Below are 24104 nucleotides of genomic sequence, written 5' to 3' on the forward strand. Positions count from 1 at the left end.
TTGCGCGTAGCATTTAGTTGCACTCAGCAACCAATTCGGAGGTGATCCATGAACCAGGCCAGCGGCGCCGACCCAGCGGCGGATCCGTACGCCGGAGATCGGTTCCGGTCGCTGCATCAGGAACTGATCCGGTTCCAGCGCTCGGTGCATCTGGCCAAGCAGAGCTTCGGCACGGCCCTGCCCGACAACGGGGTCGCGGTGCTGGCCCAGCTGACCAAGCGGGGCCCGATGCGCTCCTCCGACCTGGCCGGGTGTACCGCGCTGGACCCGTCCACCGTCTCGCGGCAGGTCGACAGCCTGGTGCGGACCGGCGCGATCGTGCGTACCGCCGACCCCAGCGACGGTCGGGCGACCCTGTTGGAGATCACCCCGGCCGGCCGGGAGAAGTTCGCCGCCCACACCGGTCAGATCGCCGCGCTGCTCACCGAACTGCTCGGGGGCTGGACCTCAGAGCAGGTCGAGGCCCTCATCACATCCCTCAGTCATCTCAACGACGACCTGACCCGACTTCCCGATCTGCTGCAGGAATTGCGCGATTCGGGCACCATCACTCACCGCTGACCCCGGCCAGCTCGTCCCAGGAGATTCTTGTGTCCGCATCCGCCACCGGCTCGACCGTCGAGGACGAGCGCGAATATCCGCCGCACGATCAGGTGCTCAAGATCCTGATCGGCCTGCTGCTGGGCATGTTCCTGGCCGCCCTGGACCAGAACATCGTCGCCACCGCGATCCGCACGATCGCCGACGACCTCGGCGGCCTGTCCCAGCAGGCCTGGGTGACCACGGCGTACCTGATCACCTCGACCATCGCCACCCCGCTGTACGGGAAGCTGTCCGACATCTACGGGCGCCGCCGCTTCTTCATCGCCGCGATCACCATCTTCGTGATCGGCTCGATGCTGTGCACGCTGTCCCAGTCGATGTACATGCTGGCCGCGTTCCGGGCGATCCAGGGGATCGGCGCCGGCGGCCTGATGTCGCTGGCGATGGCGATCATCGGGGACATCGTCGCACCCCGGGACCGGGCCCGGTACCAGGGCTTCTTCCTGGCCGTCTTCGGCACCTCCAGTGTGCTGGGCCCGCTGATCGGCGGATTCTTCGCCCAGACCGACTCCATCCTCGGGGTGACGGGCTGGCGCTGGGTCTTCCTGATCAACGTGCCGATCGGCATCGTCGCCCTGCTCGTGGTGTGGCGCAACCTGCACGTGAACCAGGAGCGGGTCAACCACCGCATCGACTGGGCCGGTGCGGTGACGCTGATGATCACCCTGGTCCCGCTGCTGATCGTGGCCGAACAGGGCCGGGAGTGGGGCTGGGCCTCCGCGCCGGCGGTGCTCTGCTACGTCATCGGCGCCCTCGGACTGGCCGCCTTCCTGGTCGCCGAACGGCGGGCCGGGGTGGAGGCGCTGCTGCCGATGCGGCTGTTCACCAACTCCGCGATCCGCATCCCGCTGGTCCTCGGCTTCCTGGTCGGCGTGGGCATGTTCGGCGCCATCGTGGTGCTGCCGCTGTGGATGCAGATCGTGCACGGGGCCACCCCGATCGAATCCGGCCTGCTGATGCTGCCGCTCACCCTCGGCATCATGATCTTCTCGATCGTGTCCGGCCAGCTGATTTCGCGGACCGGGCACTACAAGATCTACCCGATCATCGGTACCGGGCTGATGACCCTGGGTGCGTTCTGGCTGTCCCGGATGGAGGTGAACACCAGTCAGCTGTGGCTGTCGCTGGCCATGTTCGTGTTCGGCCTGGGCCTGGGCGGCTGCATGCAGCCGCTGACCCTGGCGGTGCAGAATGCCGCCGATCGCGGCGACATGGGCATCGCGACCTCCGCGGCGACCTTCTTCCGCCAGATGGGCGGCACCATCGGGGTGGCAGTCTTCCTCTCGGTGCTGTTCTCCAGCCTGCCGGACAAGATCGCGGGCGCCTTCACCGCGGCGGTGGGGACGCCGGAGTTCCAGGCGGCGCTGCACGATCCGGCGGTGCTGGCCAATCCGGCGAACCGGACGCTCATCCAGTCGCTGAGCTCCGGCTCCGGGGTCGGCAGCAACGTGCTGAACGACTCGGCGTTCCTGTCGCAGCTGGATCCGCGGCTGGCCCACCCCTTCCTGGTCGGCTTCGCCGATTCGATGAGCCTGGTCCTCACCGTTGCCACCGTGATCCTCGCGATCACCTTCGTGCTGATGTGGTTCATGCCGGAACGGGTACTGAAGACCGGACGCACCCGCGGTGAGGCCGTGGAAATCCAGGGGTGAGCGGCTAAGGTGTGCCGGTGACCAGCCTGCCCAGCCATCGTGACGTCCTTGCGGCAGCGATCGCCGAGATCGGCGGGAGTCCGCGCGAGGGGCAGCAGCAGATGGCCGACGCCGTGGCCACCGCGATGGACACCGGTCAGCACCAGCTGATCCAGGCCGGCACCGGCACCGGCAAGTCCCTGGGCTACCTGGCCCCGGCGCTGATCCGGGCGGTCCAGCACCCGCAGGAGCGCATCGTGGTCGCCACCGCGACCCTGGCGCTGCAGGCCCAGCTGGCGCACAAGGACATCCCGGCGGCCCTGGATGCGGTCGAGGAGGTCACCGGGCAGCGGCCCCGGGCCGAGATCCTCAAGGGTCGCAGCAACTACGCCTGTCTGCTCCGGATCCGCGACCAGGTGGCCGAGCAGGAGACGTTGTGGGGGCCGGCGCCGGCGCAGCCGGCCGCACCCGCTGCCGCGACCGGGGCGGGGGAGGCGGATTCGGCCCTCGGAGCGGAGGTACTGGCGCTGCGCACGTGGGCGGAGAGCCAGGCGAGCGAGGGCGGCCTCGCCGACCGGGACGACGCCCCGCCGCACGGGCAACGGGCCTGGAGCCAGGTCTCGGTCCCGGTCCGCGAATGCCTGGGGGCCCAGCGGTGCCCCTACGGGCAGGAATGCTTCGTGGAGGCGTCGCGGGACCGGGCGCGGCTGGCGGATCTGGTGGTCACCAATCATGCGCTGCTCGCGATCGACGCGATGCACGGTCACACCGCGCTGCCCGAGCACGACACCGTGATCATCGACGAGGCCCATGAGCTGATCTCGCGGGTCACCGGAGCCGCCTCGGCCGAGTTGTCGCCGATGATGGTGGAGCGGGTCGCCCGGCGGGCGATGGGCTGGCTCGAGGACGATGTCGCGCTGGACTTTCTCGAGGCCGGCGACGTGCTCCGGGTGGCCCTGGACAACGCGCCGCTGGCCCGGGTCACCGAGCACGATTCCGAGCCGGTACGCGCCTTCGAACAGCTCCGCGACATCGCCCGGCGCGCGGTGACGGGACTCAGCGACAAGGTGCACAAGGACGAGGACCCCGAACGGCGGCAGGCCGGGGCCGCGGTCCAGGAGATCTTCGATGTCGCCGAACGCCTCGCCGGGCTGGCGGACCTGGACGTGGTCTACATCGCCGAACGCGAACGCGCCGGGCGTGAGGTGCGGGTCTCGCCGTTGAGCGTGGCCGGCCTGATGCGCGAACACGTGCTCGGCAACGCGACCACCGTGCTCACCTCCGCCACGTTGCAGTTGGGTGGGGACTTCGGCGCGGTGGCCGGCTCGGTCGGGCTGCGCCGCGACGAGCAGGCCGACCGGGCGCCGCAGGAACGGGTCGAGCCGGGCGCGGTGAGCTGGCGGGGTCTGGATGTCGGTTCCCCGTTCGACTACGGCAAGCAGGGCATCTGCTATGTCGCCCGGCACCTGCCGCCGCCGGGTCGCGACGGCATCGCGGCGGCCACCCTGGCCGAGATCACCGAGCTCGTCTCGGCCGCGGGCGGGCGTACGCTCGGCCTGTTCGCCTCCCAGCGCTCGGCCCAGGCGGCTGCCGAGCACGTCCGCGCGGAACTGCCGGAGCTCAGCGTGCTGTGCCAGGGCGAGGCCCAACTTCCCGAACTGACCAAGCGCTTCATCGCCGAGCCGAGCACCAGCCTGTTCGGGACGCTATCGCTGTGGCAGGGCGTGGACGTGCCGGGGGAGACCTGCCAACTGGTGATCATCGACAAGATTCCCTTCCCGCGTCCCGACGACCCGCTGCTGCAGGCCCGGCAGCAGGCGGTGGCCGAAGCCGGCGGCAACGGCTTCATGAGCGTCGCGGCGACCCATGCCGCGCTGCTGCTGGCCCAGGGAGCCGGCCGGCTGATCCGCCGGCACACCGACCGGGGCGTGGTCGCAGTGCTGGATCCGCGCCTGGTCACCGCCCGGTACGGCGGATTCCTGCGGGCCTCGATGCCCGCCATGTGGATGACCACCGACCATGCGGTGGCGATCTCGGCGTTGCGCCGGCTGATCGGCGCGGTCGGCTGACCCACTCGGGCGTCCCCGCGGGGCGTGCCCAGCTCATGGACCGGGCCGCCGACCCGTTCAGATCCGCCGCAGAACCGTGACGACCTTGCCCAGGATGCGGGCGTCGTTGCCGTCGATCGGGTCGTAGTTCGGGTTGTGCGGGAGCAACCACACCTGCCCCGCGGTGCGCTTGAAGGTCTTGACCGTCGCTTCGTCGTCCAACAGGGCGGCCACGATGTCGCCGTTCTCGGCATCGGGCTGCTGGCGGACCACGACCCAGTCGCCGTCGCAGATGGCTGCCTCGATCATCGAGTCGCCGCGCACCTCGAGCAGGAACAGGGTCCCCTCGCCGACCAACTGCTTGGGCAGCGCGAAGACGTCCTCCACCTGCTGCTCGGCCAGAATCGGCCCACCGGCGGCGATCCGACCCAGCACCGGGACATGCACCGGCGCGGGCAACCGCTCCGCGTCGTCGCTGGGCAACGGGCTGTCCGCAGCGGTCGCGGTATGGGTGCTGTCGGGCAGCAGGACCTCCAGGGCGCGCGGACGGTTCGGATCCCGTCGCAGGAATCCCTTCTGCTCGAGGACCCGGAGCTGGTGCGCCACCGACGAGGAGGACGCCAGCCCCACGGCCTGGCCCATCTCGCGGATGCTGGGCGGGTAGCCCCGGCCCTCGACGCTCTCCCGAACCACCTCCAGAATCCTTCGTTGCCGCGGGGTCAGGCCGCTCGGGTCGGGCGGACCGTCGGGCAGGGACAGCACCGTGGCCTCTCCGCGGGCGTGCTCGCTGGCCGCGGAGGCGGCCGCCAACTGGGCCGCCACATCTTCCTTGCGGGGTCGACCGCGGCGGCGGGCAGGTCGGGTCGGGGAATCCTCGGGGGCGGGGTCGCTGGTCGCGGAGGAGGGGGGTGGGGTACCGATCTCATCTGCCATGGCAACACCCTAGAGCCTGCCTCCGACAGATTCAAACATCTGTTCGACGTGTCGGTCGAGAATTCAGGGGCGGGACGGCGACGTGCAAAAAGTGTCAGTGGCGTGCTGTTGGCTCACGGGTGTCGGCAATCCGTCCGGCGACGGACTTGCGATTCGGTCTTGCGTTCGATTCGGAAGTTCGGTAGACATGTCGTATCGAACACGCGTTCGATCCGGCGGTGGCTCCGGTCACGGTCCACGAACACCCAGGAGGATTCCATGAGCGCAGTACTGACCAGCAGGCCGATCGTCCGCACCGACGTGGCTGTTGTGGGGTCGTGCACCGGGCGGGACCGGCGGTCCCGGGAGCTGCGTCCGGTCCGAGACGCACGGGTGACCCGGGAGCTGCGGGCGACCCGCGCCTCCGCCGACCCGGTCCGCCGGAGCTCGGCTCCGCGGGTGGCCACGGCCGCGGCCGGGTGTCGGGTGCAGCGCCCGGTGCGTCCGGTGGCCGTGGCGGCGGAGGCCGCCGGCCCCTCGGAGTTGTCGCTGAAGCTGATCCTGGGCACCTTCGCGCTGCTGGTGATCGTCGGGGTCTTCTGTGTGGTCTCGACCGCGCTGCAGGTGACTGCCGACCCGGGGGAGCAGGGTGCCCCCGCGCTCGGTGCGGGGACTGCGCCCGTGGCCGGCGTGATTGCCGGCGCGGGCACAATGGCAGGGTGACCCCTGCGCCCGATCCCACCGCGGTGGCCCTGACCCGCGGACTGGCGCGGCTGGGGTGGTTGAGCCTGTTCGGGGGCACCTGTGTGCTGGCAGGCGGGGTCTATGCGGTGACCGGCCACGGGATTCCGTGCCCGGTGCTGCATCTGACCGGGCTGTTGTGCCCGGTCTGCGGTTCGTCCCGGATGGGGGTTGCGCTGCTCCACGGTGATGTGGCGGCGGCCTGGGCGTGGAACCCCTTCATGCTGCTGCTCGCCGCGGCGTTGGCGGCGCTGTACGGGTGGACCCTGATCCGCGTGCTGCAGCGGCGCCCCGCGAATCTCCCCGGAGTGCTGGGAGAGCTCGATCGTCGGCCGACCTGGCAGGTCCTCCTCGGCGTGGTCCTGATCGGTGTCGTGTTCGCCGTCGGGCGCAACCTGCTGCGCTGAGTGGGCGCCACCGCGGCGGACCCGGTTCGGCCGCCCCCGGCCGCGGTGAATCCCTGCGGTAGTCGGGCCGCGCCCCTGGATGGCCCGGGGGGCCTGCTGTGCCCGAGTGAACGCCGGCGGCGCCGGCGAACTGCTGCCCCGGTCCCGGCGGGTCGGGCCGTGGTCCCCGCAAAGTCAGGGCAGGGGTCGGTTCGGCCGCGCCCGGTGTGCCTCTTGATCTTGTGGTTGCAGAGTCCTAAGCTACCCATATCTAGTAGTTACACCTATGTGTTTCATCCACAGGTTGTGGTCACTCATCAACAGGATGTGCACAGGCCGATCACAGGGTTATCCCCAGAATTGCCCACACTCGCCGGGCGGATCGGCCTCGGACAGGCTCGAAGGAGGGGTTTATGCACTGCCCGTACTGCCGTCACGCCGACTCCCGGGTCCTCGACTCCCGCGCGGTGGAGGACGGCTGCGCGATCCGTCGGCGGCGGCAATGCCTCGCCTGCGAGCGCCGGTTCACCACCGTCGAGCAGATCCAGTTGATGGTCGTCAAGCGTTCCGGAGTGGCCGAGCCGTTCAATCGCGACAAGGTGATCAACGGCGTACGCAAGGCCTGCAAGGGTCGCCCGGTCACCGAGGAGCAGTTGGCTCGGCTCGGGCAGATCGTGGAAGCCGACCTGCGTGCCTCCGGGATGTCCGAGATCCCCGCCGACGAGATCGGGGTGGTCATCCTCGGGCCGCTGCGGGAACTCGACCAGGTGGCGTACCTGCGCTTCGCCAGTGTCTATCGCCAGTTCGAGTCGGTCGAGGACTTCGAATCCGAGATTCGCACCCTGCGGGAGAATCCGCACCACCTCAGTGAACAAGCTCCGCTGATCACGCTGCCGCGGCCACGTCCGGCCGGTCGGAACGCAGCGAAGAACCCCAGAGCCACCACGTCGCAGGCCTGACCGCCGGGCGCATCACCCCATTCACCCGCCAACTATCAGCAGATCGGAAGGCCCCGTCATGACTGAAACTGCCCGTTCATCCGCGCGCAAGCCCCGTGCCAAGGGGCTGAAGATCGACCGCGTGTTCACCACCGCCGGCGTCCACCCCTACGACGAGGTCACCTGGGAGCGGCGCGATGTCGTCCAGACCAACTGGAAGACCGGCGAGACCGTCTTCGAACAGCGCGGGGTGGAGTTTCCCGAGGACTGGTCGCTGAACGCGACCACCATCGTGACCAGCAAGTACTTCCGCGGTGCGCTGGGCACCGATGCCCGGGAATCCAGCCTGCGCCAGCTGATCGACCGGGTCGTCGGCAAGTACCGCGACGCCGGTGAGGAGTACGGCTACTTCGCGACCACCGCCGACGCCGACATCTTCGCCGCCGAGCTCACCTGGATGCTGCTGCACCAGGTCTTCTCCTTCAACTCCCCGGTCTGGTTCAACGTCGGCACCCCGTCGCCGCAGCAGGTCAGCGCCTGCTTCATCCTGTCGGTCGACGACTCGATGGAGTCGATCCTGAACTGGTACCGCGAAGAGGGCTTCATCTTCAAGGGCGGCTCGGGCGCCGGGCTGAACCTGTCCCGGATCCGGTCGTCGAAGGAACTGCTGTCCTCCGGCGGCACCGCGTCCGGCCCGGTGTCGTTCATGCGTGGCGCCGACGCCTCGGCGGGCACGATCAAGTCCGGTGGGGCCACCCGCCGGGCCGCCAAGATGGTCGTGCTGGATGTGGATCACCCCGACATCGAGGAGTTCATCGAGACCAAGGCGCGCGAGGAGGACAAGATCCGCGCCCTGCGGGACGCAGGCTTCGACATGGACCTGGGCGGCAAGGACATCACCTCGGTGCAGTACCAGAACGCCAACAACTCCGTGCGGGTCACCGATGAGTTCATGAACGCCGTCGAGGACGGCACCGACTTCGCGCTGCGTTCGCGCACCGACAACTCGGTGATCGAGCGGATCGATGCCGCCGACCTGTTCACCAAGATGGCGAAGGCCGCCTGGGAGTGCGCCGATCCCGGCATCCAGTACGACGACACGATCAACGACTGGCACACCAACCCCGAGTCCGGACGGATCACCGCGTCCAACCCGTGCTCGGAGTACATGTCGCTGGACAACTCCTCGTGCAACCTGGCCAGCCTCAACCTGCTGAAGTTCCTCAACGACGACGGCTCCTTCGATGTCGAGACCTTCGCCAAGGCCGTGGAGTTCATCATCACCGCGATGGACATCTCCATCTGCTTCGCCGATTTCCCGACCGAGGCCATCGGCCGGACCACCCGCGACTACCGGCAGCTCGGCATCGGGTACGCCAACCTGGGGGCGCTGCTGATGGCCACCGGGCACGGCTACGACTCCGAGGGAGGCCGGGCCGTGGCCGCGGCGATCACCTCGCTGATGACCGCAACGGCGTACCGTCGCTCGGCCGAGCTGGCCGCCGTGGTGGGTCCGTACGCCGGGTACGCCCGTAACGCCGACGCGCACAAGCGGGTGATGCGCAAGCATCAGGCGGCCAACGACGCCCTGCGGCCGCTGTCGGCGATGGACACCCCGATCCGCGACGCGGCGACCAAGGAATGGGACCAGGTCATCGCACTGGGCGGCAGCAACGGCTTCCGCAACGCCCAGGCCTCGCTGCTCGCCCCGACCGGCACCATCGGCTTCATGATGGACTGCGACACCACCGGCATCGAGCCGGACTTCTCGCTGGTCAAGTTCAAGAAGCTGGTCGGCGGCGGCTCGATGCAGATCGTCAACCAGACCATTCCGCGCGCGCTGGCCCGGCTCGGGTACGCCGCGGAGACCGTCGAGGCGATCGTGGAATACATCGCCGAGCACGGTCACGTGATCGATGCGCCCGGGCTGAAGTCCGAGCACTACGAGGTCTTCGACACCGCGATGGGCGAGCGCGCGATCAAGCCGATGGGGCACGTCCGGATGATGGCCGCGGTCCAGCCGTTCCTGTCCGGCGCGATCTCCAAGACCGTCAACCTGCCCGAGAGCGCCACCGTGGAGGACATCGCCGATGTCTACCTGCAGGGCTGGAAGCTCGGGCTGAAGGCGCTGGCGGTCTACCGCGACAACTGCAAGGTCGGTCAGCCGCTGTCGGACGGCAAGAAGAAGAAGGAGGAGGTCAAGGCCGCGGCGCCGGCTCCGGTGGTGGAGTACAAGCCGCGCCGCAAGCGGCTGCCGAAGTCGCGTCCCTCGCAGACCACCTCCTTCACCGTGGGCGGAGCCGAGGGCTACCTGACCGCCGGCTCCTACAACGACGGCGGGCTGGGCGAGGTCTTCATCAAGCTCGGCAAGCAGGGCTCGACCCTGGCCGGGGTGATGGATGCGTTCTCCATCGCTCTGTCGATCGCGCTGCAGTACGGGGTGCCGCTGGAGACCTACGTCCAGAAGTTCACCAACATGAAGTTCGAGCCGGCCGGGATGACCGACGATCCGGACATCCGGATGGCTCAGTCGCTGATCGACTACATCTTCCGCCGCCTGGCGCTGGACTACCTGTCCTTCGACGAGCGGGCCGATCTGGGGATCTACACCGCCACCGAGCGGGCGCACTACGTCCAGACCGGGTCCTACCGGCCGGAGGAGGAGGAACCGCTGCCGCTGGAGGGTGACTTCGCCGATCCGGAAGCCGCCGATCCGGAGCAGGAGGCGCTGCCGACTCCCCGGGTGGTCCGGACCGAGACCGCGACGCCGGCCCAGTCCGCCGGGAGCAAGCCGGTCACCGACCGGCCGGTTGCCGGCAAGGTGGGCGCCCGCCCGGTCGGGGAGGCCCACACCACCGCCGAACTGCTCGAATCGCTGACCGGGGGCACGGTCGATGCCCCGCTGTGCCTCACCTGCGGCACCAAGATGCGGCCCTCGGGCTCGTGCTACGTCTGCGAGGGCTGTGGCTCGACCAGCGGCTGCAGCTGAGCCGTACCGGAACCGAAACGCCGAGGGGGCGGAGCAGCAGCTCCGCCCCCTCGGCGTTCGGGCAGGTGGATCAGGATCGCTCAGCTGAACGAGATCTGGATCTGCTCCTTCGAGATATCCCCGGTCGCCACCAGGTACTTGGTCGTCGAGCTCAGGGTCAGCGGGGCGCCCGTCGAGGACTGCGCGGTGCCGGTGAACTGAACGCTCATCCCGATGCGAGCCTGAGTGCCGGTCGACAGACGTGCCGTGGCGCCGTCCAGCGGGTTGTTGTTCAGCTTGAGCCGGACCGATCCCGGCTTGATCGTGCCGCCGGAGTAGTTGAGGCTGATCCACGGGCAGTCGGCCGGCTTCGGGTCGTTGGTGGCCAGGCACTTGTCCACCGCTGCCTTCGCCGCGTCGGTGAAGTCCTTGGCACCCTGATCGGTCAGCTTGGCCCGCGCGTAGAACGAATCGCTGCGTCCCGGACCCTCGATGGTGATCTTGGTCTCCTCGTAGGTCATCCGGTTGTTCGGCGGGCTCACCTCATACACGCCGGGCAGGGCCTGGGTGGTGTCGGTGACGTCCACCCCAAAGATCTTCACCGGGCCGTTGGAGACGGCGACGGTTCCGGTGGTCTCATCGAGCTTCCACTGGCCGTTCACGTTGATCACCGAGAAGTACACATTCTGCGGGGTCCCGGCGATGGTGTAGGAGGCCTGGATGTTGGTCTTGGTGTAGCCGCCGGACGCATCGGCGGTCACATAGGTCGGCTCGGCCACGTACGGCTGGGTGATGGTGCCCTGCTTGGCGGCCTGCTGGTACACCTCGGGGGTCAGCAGCGGGCCCTCCAGCTTCTGCCGGCTGTAGCTGAGCGCCTTGGTGGCGTCCCCGGCCACCAGCGCATCGAGATAGCCCTTGACCGCGGCGGTCGAGTCGGTGATGGCCGCCCGCTCGGCGTTCTTCTTCTCCTCCTCGGCCCGACGCTCGGCAGCGATCCTGCCGTTGACCTGCACCACCACGACGATCACCGCGATGATGACCAGCGCCACGACCCCGCCCAGGACACCCAGGATGATCTTGGTGGTGTTGTTCTTCTTCTTCGGCTGACCCGGGCCACCGGGCCCCATCCGGGGGCCGCCGGGGCCGCCGGCCAGGCCGCTGGGCTCGAGGTATCCCGAGTTCGGCCCCGACGGCCGTCCGCCCTGCGGTCCGACCGGACCCGGGCCGGGGAATTGGCCGCCGGATGATCCCTGCGGTCCGAAGCTCCCGGGTGATCCCTGCGGTCCGAAACTCCCGGGGCCCTGAGGTCCCTGGGGTCCCTGGGGTCCCTGGGGTCCCTGCGCTCCGAGCGGCCCCTGCGGCCCCTGCGGCCCGGGAGGTCCCTGCTGGTAGCCGCCGTTGGGTGGCTGGGACATATCGATCACCTTCCATGTGCCTGTGGTCCTGCTGCGCCTCCGGGACTGGCGGAGACATAAATCGACCCGGCCATTGTCCAACGCAGCAGGGCAATTTGCCGACTCTGCCGCGAGGAGGATCTCGCTGAGGCGGTACGCCGGGCGAAATTCCGCGCCGGGCGCGCTAGGTTTCAGGAGGAACCAACCACAAGGAGTGGGAATGCCGGAGTACGAGGACTTCGACCTGGATCGGAGCACCGCCGAAGCCTGGGACAGCTTCCAGGGGCGCCTGGCCGAGGTCCTGTCGGTCATGGACGACACCGCCGATCTGACCATCGGGTCGGTGGCCAGCAGCAGTGAGACCGTCCCGTTCGTCCGGTTCAGCTCGATCTCCCGCGACATGCTCCGGGCCGAGGCGGCCTCCAACGGCGTCCTGGCCGACGCCTACCAGCTGACCGCCGCCCAGTTGGCGGCCCTGGAGGCGGCCGGGTGGCAACCGCCCACCGCGGAAGGGCCCCGAGCCACGCCCAACTTCAGCCTGGAGTGCTCCCAGGAGAACACCGCCGAACTGGCGCGGCAGGCCGTCACGGTGCTGCGCGACATCTACGGCATCCAACATCCGATCTTTTTGGCCCCGGACCAGTTGGCGGAGATTCTGCAGCCGCGCGAGGTTCCCCTGACCGGGACCACCGAGTTCGATCCCGAGGATGTGGTCGCCACCATTCCGGTGAATCGGGAGCATCTGGACGACATGATCACCGCCGAGCTCACCGAGATGTTCGGCCATGAGCCGATGCGCGATGCCGAGGGCGACTTCGCCATCCGGGTCGGCTCGACCATGCTGTTCCTGCGGACCTCCGCCGATCATCGGGAGATCGTGGTGTTCTCCTCCCTGGTCCACGACATCGACGGACGCTCCCGAGCCATGGAGGTGCTGTCGGACCTGAATGCCGAAGTCCGGCTGGTCAAGTTCCAGCTGATCCGCGACCGGGTCTTCGTGACCACCTCGGTGTTCGCTCATCCGTTCGTTCCGGCCCACCTGCATCAGGCCGTTCGGCTCCTCAGCGAGGTCGCCGACGGGATCGACGACGATCTCGCCGCGAAGTTGCGAGGGCGCACCACATTTGAGGGCAACCTGTAACTCCAGTGCCGTTCCACAAGCAGGAACACCATTCTGGTATGTGGACGATCAGCGGCTAGAGTTTTCTCAGTGAACACTGGTTCACCTACGCCGGGTCGGTACCGGCGCAGAGAGCTTGCAAGGACGCAGACACGGCTTGCAACGACGCGAGACAGGGGGAGCGATGGAACTACCCGAGACCGCCCTTGCCGGCGCACTTCCCGCCGGTGTACTTCCGGCCGACGACCCGTTGGCCGGCGATCCCGCCTTCGCCGAACTCAGCGTGGCCGAGTGCTATCGCCTGTTGGACACCCATCAGATCGGCCGGGTCGCCTGGGCCAGCCGACGCGGGCAACTGATCCTGCCGGTGGCCTACATCGTGTGCGACGGCACCATCGTGTTCCGGACCACTGCCACCACCATTCTCGCCGAGCTGACCCACGGCGCCCGCGTTGCCTTCGAGGTGGACTCGATGGACCTGGCGGGCCACACCGGCTGGAGCGTCCTGGTGCGCGGCCAGGCCCATGCCCCGCGTACGCCCGATCGGCTCGTCGAACTGTGGTCGAAGAACCTGCCGCAGCCCTGGGCGCCGGGCCCCCGCAGCGTGGTCATCGAGATCGAGCCCGCCGAGATCACCGGGCGATTCGTCAGCGAACTCGCCTGATCCGCCGCATTCTCGCGCAGGCCAGGGAATAAGCTGGGGATATCAGCAAGGTGAGGAGCAGACATGAGTGGGGACGGATCCCTTCCGGTACTAGTAGGTGTTGACGGCTCCGAGGACGGGCTGCGCGCGGTGGCGTACGGCGCCCGGATGGCGATGGCCGTGGGTGCAGACCTGCAGCTGGTCCACGCGGTGGACGATGCGGTGCTGGCCGGTGCCTGGGGCATCGTCTATGACCCGGTGCTGCTGCAGGAGTCCGGCAAGGAGGCCATCGACGAGGCACGCGCCCACGCCCTCAAGATCGGGATCGATCCGGACCGGGTGAGCACCAGCATCGAGATGGGGAATCCGCAGGCGGTGCTGACCAAGCTGTCCGAGCGGGCGCAGGCCCTGGTCGTCGGGCGACGTGCCCTGAGCGGGCTGGAGCGGTTGTTCGTCGGTTCCACCAGCTTCGGCCTGGCCAACACTTCGTACTGCCCGGTGATCATGGTCTCCGCGGCGACCCACCCGGCCCACACCGGTGACAAGGGCCTGATCGGGGTCGGAGTCGACTTCAACGAGCGCTCCATCCCTGCCCTGGAGTACGGCTTCCAGACGGCCAAGCAGCGCAGTTCCCGGCTGCTGGTCGTGCATGCCTTCGAACTGCAGTCCAACCGGCCCGACCGCGCCGCGCGGGAAAAGGCCGTGCACGAGGCGGCGGAGAAGTTCCTGCAGCCGCACCTGGAGGAACTGCGCGCGAAGTACCCCGAAGTCGAGGTGCAGGTCGAGATCGTGCCCAACCACCCGGTGCCCGAGCTGACCGCGCGTACCAGCACCGTCGATCTGCTGGTGCTCGGCGTGCATGGTGGCCTGCCGGGCTTCGGTCCCGGGGGCACGGTCCGCGCCGTGATGGCGCACAGTGACTCGCCGGTGGCCCTGGTCCGGCTGAAGAAGCATCACGAGGGCGACCGCTGAGCCGTTCCACCCGACCGGCCGCGAAACCCCCGCGGCTGGAGTTTCCCCCCGAATTGCCGATCTCGGCCTGGGTCGATGAGATCCGGGCCGAGATCGCCGCCCACCAGGTGATCGTGGTCGCCGGCGAGACCGGCTCGGGCAAGACGACCCAATTGCCGAAGATCTGCCTGACCGCCGGCCTGCAGCGGATCGGCCACACCCAGCCGCGGCGGCTGGCCGCGCGCAGCGTGGCCGAGCGGATCGCCGAGGAACTGGACACCCCGCTCGGGGAGTTGGTCGGTTTCCAGGTCCGCTTCACCCGGAAGGCGTCCGCCCAGACCCGGCTGAAGCTGATGACCGACGGCGTCCTGCTGGCCGAACTCACCCACGACCCGGACCTGCGCCGCTACGACTGCATCATCATCGACGAGGCCCACGAGCGTTCGCTCAACATCGATTTCCTGCTCGGCTACCTGAAGCAGTTGCTGCCGCGGCGCCCCGATCTCAAGGTGATCGTCACCTCGGCCACCATCGATACCGCTCGCTTCGCCGAACACTTCGCCGATGCCGCGGGCACACCCGCGCCGATCATCGAGGTGTCGGGGCGTACGTTCCCGGTGGAGGTGCGCTATCGCCCGCTCGAGCCCGCCGAGGTCCCGGACGCGCCGACGGCCGCGCGGGCCGATCCGCGGGACCAGATCGACGGCATCTGTGACGCGGTCAGCGAACTGCGCCGGGAGGGCAGCGGCGACATTCTGGTCTTCCTGTCCGGCGAGCGAGAGATCCGCGACACCGCCGACGCGCTCACCGCGATGGACCTGCGGTTCACCGAGATCGTCCCCCTGTACGCCCGACTGTCGGCCGCCGAACAGCACCGGGTGTTCAGCCCGCACACCGGGACCCGGATCGTGCTGGCCACCAACGTCGCCGAGACCTCGATCACCGTCCCCGGAATCCGGTATGTGATCGACCCGGGGACCGCTCGGATCTCGCGCTACTCGACCCGCACGAAGGTCCAGCGGCTGCCGATCGAGCCGATCTCCCAGGCCAGCGCGAACCAGCGCGCCGGTCGCTGCGGGCGTGTGGCCCCGGGCATCTGCATCCGGTTGTACGCCGAGGACGACTTCACCACCCGGCCCGAGTTCACCGAACCGGAGATCCTGCGCACCAACCTCGCCTCGGTGATCCTGCAGATGACCGATATCGGGCTCGGGGACATCGCCGCCTTCCCGTTCGTCGAGCCCCCGGACTCGACCCAGGTCACCGACGGGATCCGGCTGCTCACCGAACTCGGCGCCCTGCAGCCGGATCGCCCGCGGACCGAACCGGCGCTGACCCGGATCGGGCACCGCCTCTCCCGGATCCCGCTGGATCCGCGGCTGGGCCGGATGCTGCTGGAGGCCGAAACCCAGGGCTGCCTCGCCGAGGTCAGCGTGATCGTCGCCGGGATGACGGTGCAGGATCCGCGGGAGCGCCCGACCGAACATCGCGAAGCGGCCGATGCGGCCCACCGGCGGTTCTGGGCGGCGTTGCCGGAGTCGCCCGACGCCGAACCCGCGCCCCCGGACCGCTCGGACTTCCTGGCCTATCTGCGGATGTGGCAGTACCTGAAGCAGCAACGCGCCGCCCTGTCGGGCAACGCGTTCCGGCGGCTGTGCCGGGCGGAGTACCTCAACTTCCTGCGGATCCGGGAATGGCAGGACCTGAACCAGCAACTGCGGGAGATCTGTGCGGATCTGAAGCTGACCCGCAACCAGCAGCCGGCACCGGCCGATCGGGTCCATGTGGCGATCCTGTCCGGCCTGCTCTCCCAGATCGGGCTGGGCGAGGTGACCGAGCCCAAGAAGCAGGGGGCCGGCACCCGTCGCCGGGCCCGGCCCGGCCCGCGGGAGTATCTGGGAGCCCGGGGTGCGAAGTTCGCGATCAACCCCGGTTCCTCGATCGCCAAGAAGTCCCCGGATCTGGTGATGGCCGCCGAACTGGTCGAAACGACCCGGTTGTGGGCGCGGACCGCCGCGGGGATCGAGGCCGGCTGGGTCGAGGAGGTCGGCGGCCACCTGATCAAACGCACCTACTCCGAGCCGCATTGGTCCCAGCGCAGCGGCACCGTCCAGGCGTACGAGCGGCTGACCCTGCTGGGCGTCCCGATCGTGGCGAACCGGGCGGTCGACTACGCCCGGATCAACCCGGTCGAGGCCCGGGAGATCTTCCTGCGCTCGGCGCTGGTGGAGGGGCAGTGGCACACCCGGCACCACTTCTTCGCCCGCAACCAGCGGACCAGGGCCGAGGCGGAGGAACTGGCCGACCGGTCCCGGCGCCGCGACCTGATGGTCGACGACGAGACCATCTACGCCTTCTACGACGCCCGGGTGCCCGGCGACATCACCTCCCAGCGCCAGTTCGACACCTGGTGGCGCAAGAAGCGCCAGGAGGCCGATGACTACCTCGATCTGAAACTCAGCGATCTGGTCAGCGAGGACGGCGCGATCGCCGATGAGTTCCCCGACACCTGGACCGTCGCCGGCCATGACCTCCCGGTGAACTACATCTTCGATCCCGGCTCGGGCCACGACGGCGCCACAGTGTCGATCCGGATCGGGATCCTGAACCAGATCCCGGCCGAGCCGTTCACCTGGCAGGTCCCCGGGCTGCGTACCGATCTGGCGACCGAACTGATCCGCGGCCTGCCGAAAGCGATCCGGACAAACTTCGTGCCGGCGCCCGACCATGCCCGCAAGGCGCTGGCCCGGTTGGCCGAGCATCCGGTCGACCCGGAACGGACCGCCTTCCCGGCGGCGCTCGGGGCCGCGCTGACCGATCTCACCGGGGTCGTGATCCCCGCCGACGCCTGGCACCCGGAGACCCTCGATCCGCATCTGCGGGTTCGCTTCGAGATCCTCGACGGGGACCGGCCGGCCCGGATCGGGGAGGACCTGGCCGAGTTGAAGACCGAGCTGGCCACGCAGGTGTCGGCCACCCTGACCAGGGCGGCCGGGGGCCACACCCGTCGGGGCGCCACTGACTGGGAATTCGGCGAGATCCCCGAGCAGCTCACGCTCACCCGGCCCGGCCGCAGCGGCGGCCCCAGTGGGATCGGTTACCCGGGGCTGGTCGACGAGGGCACCTCGGTCGCCCTGATCGTGCACGACACTCCCGAGCGCCGGGCGTACGCCCACCGGCGCGGGCTGCGGCGGCTGGTCCGGCTGAACACCCCGGACCCGACCAAGTGGGTGGTGGCCCATCTGTCGAACACCGACAAGCTGGCCCTGGGCAACAGTCCGTACGCCTCGGTCCCGGCCCTGCTCGCCGACGCCCGGCTGGCCGCGGTGGGGGAGTTGATCGCCGCCGCCGTCGATCCGGCGCAGGTGCGGACCGAGGCTGCCTTCCGCACCCTGTGCGATACCGTCCGCGCCGATCAGGCCGACCGGATGCGGGCGGTGGTGGCGACCGCCGCCGAAGTGCTGCGGCGGGCCCAGCAGGTGCAGCTCGGCCTGGCCGCACTCCCGGCGGGGGACGCCCGGACCGATCTGACCGAGCAACTGGGGAACCTGGTCTTCGACGGTTTCCTGAGCGCGACCGAGCAGCCGCACCTGGATCAGCTGCCGCGCTATCTGCACGCCATGGAGATTCGGCTGCAGGGGTTGCGGACCAACCCGGCCGCCGACGAGCGCGGCCTCGATGCGATCTGGCCGGTGGAGGACGCCTACGCCGAGCTGTGCGCGAAACAGCCGCCCGGACCGCTGCCCGAGGAGGTGCGCGACATCGGCTGGGCGATCGAGGAACTGCGGGTCAGCCTGTTCGCGCAGGGCCTGGGGACGCGCTACACGGTCTCACCGAAGCGGATCCTGAACCGGATCGCGGCCGCCCCCCGAGCCTGACCCGCAACATCGGCGCGCCCCGGCGTCCGCGGCCCGGGTTCGGCCCGGTCACATAGAGTGGTCGGCATGCTCGATCCACGCCTGCTGTATTCCTTCAGTCCCGCGCTGTGGGAAACCATGCGGGGCACGCGGCCGGTCCTGCTGCACCTGTGGGACGGCTACATCGATGCCGGTCTGGTCTCCCAGGCCCTCGCGGAGCATCTGCTGTCGACCTGCCGGCACGAGCTGCTGGTCGAATTCGATCACGATCAGTTGCACGACTATCGCGGCCGCCGCCCCCGGATGATTTTCGACACCGACCATTTCGTCTCGGCCACCCAATTCTCGCTGCGGCTGCTGAAGATGTGGGATGCCACCGGCAAGGTCTTCCTGCTGTTGACCGGCCGCGAACCGGATCTGCAGTGGGAGCGGGCCTCGACCGCGATCACCGAGCTCATTCAACGCCTCGACGTGCGCCTGGTGGTGAGCGCGTACGGCATCCCGATGGGCGTACCCCATTCCCGGCCGACGATGATCACGTACCACGCCACCCGTTCCGACCTGCTGCCGCGGCCGAATCCGATGTGGATCGGGCGGATGGAGGTGCCCGGCGGCTTCGGTTCCTTCCTCGAGCTGAACCTCGGCAAGGCCGGCATCGATGCGCTCAGCGTCGGGGCGAATGTCCCGCACTACCTGGCCGAGAGCCGGTTCTACCAGGCGGTCCTGGCGGCCCTGGAATCGATCACCACGGTGACCGGGCTCACCCTGCCGGCCGGTGGCCTGTACGAGGCCGAGACCGCCAACAACGCCGAGATCGCCGCCGAGGTGGCGGACTCCACCGAGGTGCAACAAGTGGTCTCGATGCTGGAGTCCCAGTACGACCAGCAGGCCGACGGGGATCTGCCCAGCGCCGATGAGATCGGCGCCGAACTCGAACGCTTCCTGCACGATGAGAGCAGCAAGCAGGAGTACCGCGGGCCGGCCTCGGCCACCTCCGCCGATGACGTGGACCGGACCGACCCGGGCGGTGCCGATCATCCCGACGCGGGCGGGGACGCCGATCCGGGCGAACCCGACACCGGAGATGAGCCGCCGGGCCCGGAATCGGGCCGCTAGGCTGGCGCCACCATCAGCCAGAAGGACCACTCCATGCCGCAGACGATCCAGGAACTGCTCGACGTGTTCAACCTCGAGCAGATCGAACCCAATCTGTTCCGGGGCAGTTCTCCGCACACCGATCGACAGCGGGTGTTCGGGGGACAGGTGCTCGGGCAGTCGCTGTGGGCAGCCAGCCGGAGTGTCCCCGAAGATCGGGCGGCGCACTCGCTGCATGCCTACTTCGTCCATCCCGGACGTACCGATCTGCCGATCGTCTACGACATCGACGATGTGAAGGACGGCCGCGCCTTCACCACTCGGCGGGTCCTGGCCCGCCAGGGCGGGCGGGTCATCTTCATGATGACCGCCTCCTTCCAGATCGCCGAGGAGGGGCTGGATCACGCCGATCCGATGCCCGCCGACGTGCCCAGGCCCGAGGACTGCCCGCCGATGGAGAGCTACCTGGCCGGAGCCACCGGGGAGGCGAAGGATTTCTATGAGCGGGAGTGGGGCGCCCTGGAGTTGCGGTTCGCCGGGGATTCCTCGCCGCGCGGGTCGATTCCCCGGGGCAGCCACTCCGGACACATGCGGGGCTGGTGTCGGGTCCGGGGCGAACTGCCCGCCGATCCCGCCCTGCATCAGGCCGCCCTGGCGTACGCCTCGGATCTGGGTCTGCTGGCGGCCTCGGTGGTGCCGCACGGAGTCTCGATGCATGCGCAACAGCTCCAGGCGGCCTCGCTGGATCACACGATGTGGTTCCATCGCCCGGTGCGGGCCGATCAGTGGATGCTGCTGGACCAGATCTCCCCGTCCGCGTCCGGCGCTCGCGGGTTCTCGCTGGCCCGGGTGTTCCAGAACGGTCAGCTGGTCACCACCGCGGCCCAGGAAGGACTGATCCGGCCGGTGCCCTCCGGATCGGATCAGTCCGCGCGCTGAGTCGCCGCCGTGGATCGGTCGCCCCGGGGCACCTGCCCCGGGGCGGGCCGGCCTCAGGCCGCCAGTTCCTGATCGCGCAGCTTGGCCAGGGCATGCCGCTCGATCTGGCGCACCCGTTCGGCGGTGATGCCCCAGACCTGACCGATGTCGGCCAGCTTCGCCTGGCGACCGTCGAGCAGGCCGTAACGGCGGCGCACCACGTCGGCGGAGCGCTCGTCGAGACCGGACAGCATCGACTCGAGGCGTTCGCGCTCCTGGGCGTCGATGACGACCTCGTCGGGGCCGGGGGTGGGTTCGCGGGCGATCAGGTCACCCAGGGAGGTGTCACCCTCCTCCTCGACGGGGGCGTCCAGCGAGATGTGGTCGCGGCCGTAGCGGATCAGTTCGACCACCCGCTCGGGATCCAGCTCGAGCTCGGCGGCGATCTCCTCGATCTCCGGTTCCCGGCCGAGCTGACGCTCCAGGTTGCGGCGTACCGCACTGATCTGGTTGACCTGCTCGGCGACATGGACCGGCAGCCGGACGATGCGGCCCTGCTGGGCGATCCCGCGCGAGATCGACTGCCGGACCCACCAGGTGGCGTAGGTGGAGAACTTGAATCCCTTGGTGTAGTCGAACTTCTCCACCGCCCGGATCAGGCCGGTGTTGCCCTCCTGGACCAGGTCGAGCAGGGGCATCTGGGCGCGACCGTACTTCCGGGCGACCGACACGACCAGCCGGAGGTTGGCGTTGATGAAGTGCTGCTGGGCCCGCTGCCCGGCCTCGACCAGCTCGGCGAGTTCTTCCTTGTTCACGCGCTTGGCCCGCTTGCCGACGCTGTTCGCGGCCTCGGACCGTTCGGCGCGGGTCACCGTGCCGTTGAGAATCTGCTCGGCATACAACCCGACCTCGATGGCGCGGGCAAGCTCGACTTCCTCCGCCGCGCTGAGCAGTGGGGTCTTGGCGATTCCGTCAAGGTACAGACCTACTGCGTCCTTGCCGTCGATGCCATCCTGGACTCGGGCTCGGTGGGTGGTGCTCATCTGGAGGCTCCCTTCGTTGCCGACAACAAGCACAACGAATCGATGCACCCGAAAGATTCCCCTCAGTAGCCTCGGGGCCGGGTTGAGTCCCGGAGTACGATGGTTGTCCGACCGTGGTCGTACGCCGACCCCGAGATTGACCCCGGCCCGGCGTGTCGGCCGGGGGAATGATCCCGATTCATGCCTCGGTGACGGGGTGCCGGGAGCGGGTGGCGGCGTCGATCAGCCAGGCGTACTCGAAGGCGGCCTCGCGCCACCCGGCATGACGGCCGGTGACCCCGCCGTGTCCGGCCACCATCTCGGTGCGCAGCAGCAACCGGCTCGGATCGACCCGGGCACTGTGCCGCAGCGCGGCGATCCACTTGGCCGGCTCGACGTAGAGCACCCGGGTGTCGTTCAGGCTGGTGGTGGCCAGGATCGCCGGGTAGCGCTGCTCGGTCACGTTCTCGTAGGGGGAGTAGCCCCGCATGTACGCGTACACCTCGGGATCGTGCAGCGGATCGCCCCACTCCTCCCACTCGGTGACCGTCAGCGGCAGGCTCGGATCCAGGATCGTGGTCAGCGCATCGACGAAGGGCACCGAGGCGTGGATCCCGGCGAACGCCTCGGGGGCCAGGTTCGCCACCGCACCCATCAACAGGCCGCCGGCCGAGCCGCCCTCGGCCACCAGGCGATCCGGGGCGGTGTAGCCCTCGGCGACCAGGTGGTGGGCGCAGGCGATGAAGTCGGTGAAGGAGTTCCGCTTGTGCAGCCGGTTGCCCTGCTCGTACCAGGCCCGGCCGAGTTCGCCGCCGCCGCGAACATGGGCGATGGCGTAGACGAAGCCGCGATCCAGCAGCGACAGGCGCATCGTGGAGAACGTCGGATCGATTGAGATCTCGTAGGAGCCGTAGCCGTACAGCAGCGCGGGCGCGGATCCGTCCAGCGGTACCTCGCGGCGGTGCACCAGCGAGATCGGTACCCGCGTCCCGTCCTCGGCGGTGGCCCAGGTGCGGGTCTGCACGTAGTCCTCGCTGCGATAGGGGCCGTGCACCGGGTGATCGAGCACCGGGCGGCGCTTCAGCACGCGCCGGGCGCCGGTGCGCAGATCGTGCTCCAGCAGCGTCGGCGGGGTCACCAGGGAGGTGAAGTCGAGCCGGATGGTGTCGGTGTCCCAGTCCCACTCGCCGCGGGCGGAGACGGCGTACAGCGGTTCGTCGAAGGTCAGGTCGGTGCCGGTGCCCAGATCGCCGGCGCTGTCACGCGGGATCAGATGGATCCCGGTCAGCCCGTCGCGGCGCAGTTGCACCACGACCTGGCCGGCGTACGCGTCCACACCGGTCAGCCGCACCCCGGGCCGGTGGGGCAGCACCGGAGTCCACTCGGCGTCCCCGGTCGCCTCGAGCGGCGCCTGGGCGAGGGCGAAGTCGGCGCCGTCGCGGTTGTGCAGGATCAGCAGCCGGTCCCCGGCGACCTCGACGGAGTACTCCACCCCGTCGCGGCGCGGCGCCACCAACCGGAACTCCCCGGTCGGGTCGGCGCAATCGAGCAGGTGGCACTCGCCGGTCAGCTTCGAGGCGCTGCTGAGCACGACGAAGCGGTCGTCACGGGAGTTGTCGAGGTAGAGCCAGAACCGCTCGTCGGGCTCGGTGAAGATCACCGGGTCGGCGTCGGCGGCGGTGCCCAGCCGGTGCCGCAGCACCTGGTGGGGCCGCCAGGACTCGTCGGCCCGGGCGTACAGCAGATGCTCGTTGCCGGCCCAGGCGATGCCGTAGGTGATGTCGTCCACCGACTCCGGCAGCAGCGCCCCGGTGGTCAGGTCGCGGAAGTACAGGGTGAACCGTTCACCGCCGGTGAGGTCCACCGCGTACGCCAGCAGGCGGCCGTTCGGCGACACCGCGAAGGCGCCGAGGGAGAAGAACTCCTGCCCCTCGGCCAGGACATTCTCATCGAGCATGATCTCCTCGCCGGGCACCGGGGTGCCGGCGGTCACCTCGGGCATCCGGTCGGCCGGAGCCTGGACCCGACAGTGGATCTCGTACTCCTGGCCCGTCACGGTCCGGGTGTAGTACCACCAGGAGGTCGCGGAGCCGGAACTGCTCGGATGCGTGGTGTGCGAGGGGACGCTCAGGTCGGTTTCCTGGGTGCGCGCCTGCATATCGGCGAACAGTTCCTCGGTCAGCGGGGCCAGTCCGGCGGTCTGCTGCTCGGTCCACGCGTTCTCGGCCCGCAGGTACGCCAGTGTCTCCGGGGCCGCCTGGTCGCGCAGCCACTCGTACGCGTCGAGGAAGGTATCCCCGTGGTGGGTGCGGGGGCTCGGGCGGCGGGCCGCGATCGGGGGCTGGGAGAGAGGCTGCTCGGACATGCGCTCGAGCCTAGTCGGGGATGCCGAGCATCCGCGCCGGGCCTGCGGAGTGGATCGACCGGTACCTCGGGTGTTCGATTCAGCCGGACCGCCCCCGGCATGGCAGACTTCACCCAGTCTGCGGGGGAGAAAGGTGCCGGATGACCATCGTGGTGGGCTTCTCGAGTCGAGCTGAGGGGCACGCGGCCCTGGATTGGGCCGCCGCGGAGGCGGCACTGCGTCAGTGCTCGCTGGTTGTGGTGCCGAACGCCGACGCCGACGAGCAACTCGCGCTGCAGCATGAACTGCCCACCAGCGTGCCGGTCCGGGTGGAGGCGCCGGGTCGGGAGGGGCAGATGGCCGAACGGATCCTCGACGTCGCTGCCGACCTGGCCGCCGAACTGGTGGTGATCGGGGTGAAGCGTCGCACCCCGACCGGGAAACTGCTGCTGGGCGTCCATGCCCAGAAGGTCATGCTGGACGCCGGCTGCCCGGTCGTCGTGGTCCGCGCTCCGGGCCAGGCCTGAACCCCG

Annotated in this window: 18 protein-coding genes; 14 read left to right on the forward strand and 4 right to left on the reverse strand. The window is 69.3% G+C overall.

Features of this window, described 5'->3' with window-relative positions; genetic code table 11:
* The first annotated feature begins 48 nt into the window (after positions 1-48).
* The 3 genes from G531_RS24480 (at position 49) to G531_RS0108095 (ending at position 4303) form a co-directional block, all read left to right on the forward strand.
* The gene (locus tag G531_RS24480) at positions 49-561 is read left to right on the forward strand and encodes a MarR family winged helix-turn-helix transcriptional regulator (protein ID WP_051215239.1); all 513 of its coding nucleotides are present in this window, start codon (positions 49-51) and stop codon (positions 559-561) included.
* Positions 562-590: 29 nt separating this feature from the next.
* A complete protein-coding gene (locus G531_RS21330; protein WP_051215240.1) occupies positions 591-2255 on the forward strand; it encodes an MDR family MFS transporter in 1665 nt (554 codons plus the stop codon).
* Between the two features lie 101 nt (positions 2256-2356).
* Positions 2357-4303, forward strand: a complete 1947-nt coding sequence (locus tag G531_RS0108095; protein ID WP_081683959.1) for an ATP-dependent DNA helicase — start codon at positions 2357-2359, stop codon at positions 4301-4303.
* A gap of 57 nt (positions 4304-4360) precedes the next feature.
* On the opposite strand, the gene lexA is transcribed toward G531_RS0108095, so the two are convergent.
* The gene (lexA, locus tag G531_RS0108100; RefSeq protein ID WP_081683949.1) at positions 4361-5215 is read right to left on the reverse strand and encodes a transcriptional repressor LexA; all 855 of its coding nucleotides are present in this window, start codon (positions 5213-5215) and stop codon (positions 4361-4363) included.
* Positions 5216-5473: 258 nt separating this feature from the next.
* Here lexA and G531_RS0108105 point away from each other — a divergent pair, with 258 nt between their 5' ends.
* The 4 genes from G531_RS0108105 (at position 5474) to G531_RS0108120 (ending at position 10248) form a co-directional block, all read left to right on the forward strand.
* Positions 5474-5917, forward strand: a complete 444-nt coding sequence (locus tag G531_RS0108105; RefSeq protein ID WP_026926861.1) for a hypothetical protein — start codon at positions 5474-5476, stop codon at positions 5915-5917.
* Positions 5914-6342 carry a DUF2752 domain-containing protein gene (locus tag G531_RS21335; protein WP_051215241.1) on the forward strand — a complete coding sequence of 143 codons (429 nt, stop codon included), beginning with the start codon at positions 5914-5916 and terminating at the stop codon, positions 6340-6342. The genes G531_RS0108105 and G531_RS21335 overlap by 4 nt, the downstream gene beginning before the upstream one ends.
* A 392-nt stretch (positions 6343-6734) precedes the next feature.
* Positions 6735-7280 carry a transcriptional regulator NrdR gene (gene nrdR, locus G531_RS21340; protein WP_051215242.1) on the forward strand — a complete coding sequence of 182 codons (546 nt, stop codon included), beginning with the start codon at positions 6735-6737 and terminating at the stop codon, positions 7278-7280.
* Between the two features lie 58 nt (positions 7281-7338).
* Positions 7339-10248 carry a vitamin B12-dependent ribonucleotide reductase gene (locus G531_RS0108120; RefSeq protein ID WP_026926862.1) on the forward strand — a complete coding sequence of 970 codons (2910 nt, stop codon included), beginning with the start codon at positions 7339-7341 and terminating at the stop codon, positions 10246-10248.
* A gap of 80 nt (positions 10249-10328) precedes the next feature.
* Here the strand turns inward: G531_RS0108120 and G531_RS0108125 are convergent, their stop codons facing one another.
* Positions 10329-11354, reverse strand: coding sequence for a hypothetical protein (locus tag G531_RS0108125; protein ID WP_026926863.1), 1026 nt, complete (start codon positions 11352-11354; stop codon positions 10329-10331).
* 487 nt (positions 11355-11841) lie between these two features.
* Here G531_RS0108125 and G531_RS0108130 point away from each other — a divergent pair, with 487 nt between their 5' ends.
* The 6 genes from G531_RS0108130 to G531_RS0108155 all read left to right on the forward strand — a co-directional run bounded on the left by G531_RS0108130 (position 11842) and on the right by G531_RS0108155 (position 20226).
* Complete coding sequence (locus G531_RS0108130; RefSeq protein ID WP_026926864.1) at positions 11842-12762, forward strand: T3SS (YopN, CesT) and YbjN peptide-binding chaperone 1; 921 nt, start codon at positions 11842-11844, stop codon at positions 12760-12762.
* A 163-nt stretch (positions 12763-12925) separates the two neighbouring features.
* Positions 12926-13405 carry a pyridoxamine 5'-phosphate oxidase family protein gene (locus G531_RS21345; RefSeq protein ID WP_051215243.1) on the forward strand — a complete coding sequence of 160 codons (480 nt, stop codon included), beginning with the start codon at positions 12926-12928 and terminating at the stop codon, positions 13403-13405.
* A gap of 63 nt (positions 13406-13468) precedes the next feature.
* A complete protein-coding gene (locus G531_RS0108140) occupies positions 13469-14356 on the forward strand; it encodes a universal stress protein (protein ID WP_026926865.1) in 888 nt (295 codons plus the stop codon).
* On the forward strand, positions 14353-18213 hold the full coding sequence (gene hrpA, locus G531_RS0108145; protein WP_026926866.1) for an ATP-dependent RNA helicase HrpA: 3861 nt from the start codon (positions 14353-14355) through the stop codon (positions 18211-18213). Before G531_RS0108140 ends, hrpA begins: the two co-directional genes overlap by 4 nt.
* A gap of 66 nt (positions 18214-18279) precedes the next feature.
* On the forward strand, positions 18280-19308 hold the full coding sequence (locus tag G531_RS21350; RefSeq protein ID WP_081683950.1) for a PAC2 family protein: 1029 nt from the start codon (positions 18280-18282) through the stop codon (positions 19306-19308).
* A 33-nt stretch (positions 19309-19341) separates the two neighbouring features.
* Positions 19342-20226, forward strand: a complete 885-nt coding sequence (locus tag G531_RS0108155) for an acyl-CoA thioesterase (RefSeq protein ID WP_026926867.1) — start codon at positions 19342-19344, stop codon at positions 20224-20226.
* A gap of 53 nt (positions 20227-20279) precedes the next feature.
* Here G531_RS0108155 and G531_RS0108160 read toward each other — a convergent pair whose 3' ends face one another.
* Both G531_RS0108160 and G531_RS0108165 read right to left on the reverse strand, forming a co-directional pair.
* Positions 20280-21248 (reverse strand): sigma-70 family RNA polymerase sigma factor, encoded by a 969-nt coding sequence (locus G531_RS0108160; RefSeq protein WP_026926868.1) that lies wholly within the window; start codon positions 21246-21248, stop codon positions 20280-20282.
* Positions 21249-21426: 178 nt separating this feature from the next.
* Entirely contained in the window at positions 21427-23592 is a 2166-nt protein-coding gene (locus tag G531_RS0108165; RefSeq protein WP_026926869.1) for a S9 family peptidase, read from the reverse strand.
* A 140-nt stretch (positions 23593-23732) separates the two neighbouring features.
* Between G531_RS0108165 and G531_RS0108170 the strand changes: the two genes are divergently transcribed.
* Entirely contained in the window at positions 23733-24098 is a 366-nt protein-coding gene (locus tag G531_RS0108170; RefSeq protein WP_026926870.1) for a universal stress protein, read from the forward strand.
* Positions 24099-24104: the final 6 nt, after the last annotated feature.

It is taken from the genome of Granulicoccus phenolivorans DSM 17626 = NBRC 107789 = JCM 15570, assembly GCF_000423085.1.
Taxonomy (GTDB): Bacteria; Actinomycetota; Actinomycetes; order Propionibacteriales; family Propionibacteriaceae; genus Granulicoccus; species Granulicoccus phenolivorans.

Excerpts from the sequence above, each read along its gene's own strand:
- lexA (WP_081683949.1), bottom strand. The coding sequence starts at position 5,215 with ATGGCAGATGAGATCGGTACCCCACCCCCCTCCTCCGCGACCAGCGAC.
- G531_RS0108165 (WP_026926869.1), bottom strand. The coding sequence starts at position 23,592 with ATGTCCGAGCAGCCTCTCTCCCAGCCCCCGATCGCGGCCCGCCGCCCG.
- G531_RS0108105 (WP_026926861.1), top strand. The coding sequence starts at position 5,474 with ATGAGCGCAGTACTGACCAGCAGGCCGATCGTCCGCACCGACGTGGCT.
- G531_RS0108095 (WP_081683959.1), top strand. The coding sequence starts at position 2,357 with ATGGCCGACGCCGTGGCCACCGCGATGGACACCGGTCAGCACCAGCTG.
- G531_RS0108160 (WP_026926868.1), bottom strand. The coding sequence starts at position 21,248 with ATGAGCACCACCCACCGAGCCCGAGTCCAGGATGGCATCGACGGCAAG.
- G531_RS21345 (WP_051215243.1), top strand. The coding sequence starts at position 12,926 with ATGGAACTACCCGAGACCGCCCTTGCCGGCGCACTTCCCGCCGGTGTA.
- G531_RS0108170 (WP_026926870.1), top strand. The coding sequence starts at position 23,733 with ATGACCATCGTGGTGGGCTTCTCGAGTCGAGCTGAGGGGCACGCGGCC.
- G531_RS0108125 (WP_026926863.1), bottom strand. The coding sequence starts at position 11,354 with ATGGGGCCCGGTGGCCCGGGTCAGCCGAAGAAGAAGAACAACACCACC.
- G531_RS24480 (WP_051215239.1), top strand. The coding sequence starts at position 49 with ATGAACCAGGCCAGCGGCGCCGACCCAGCGGCGGATCCGTACGCCGGA.
- G531_RS0108120 (WP_026926862.1), top strand. The coding sequence starts at position 7,339 with ATGACTGAAACTGCCCGTTCATCCGCGCGCAAGCCCCGTGCCAAGGGG.
- G531_RS0108155 (WP_026926867.1), top strand. The coding sequence starts at position 19,342 with ATGCCGCAGACGATCCAGGAACTGCTCGACGTGTTCAACCTCGAGCAG.
- G531_RS0108140 (WP_026926865.1), top strand. The coding sequence starts at position 13,469 with ATGAGTGGGGACGGATCCCTTCCGGTACTAGTAGGTGTTGACGGCTCC.
- nrdR (WP_051215242.1), top strand. The coding sequence starts at position 6,735 with ATGCACTGCCCGTACTGCCGTCACGCCGACTCCCGGGTCCTCGACTCC.
- G531_RS21350 (WP_081683950.1), top strand. The coding sequence starts at position 18,280 with ATGCTCGATCCACGCCTGCTGTATTCCTTCAGTCCCGCGCTGTGGGAA.
- G531_RS0108130 (WP_026926864.1), top strand. The coding sequence starts at position 11,842 with ATGCCGGAGTACGAGGACTTCGACCTGGATCGGAGCACCGCCGAAGCC.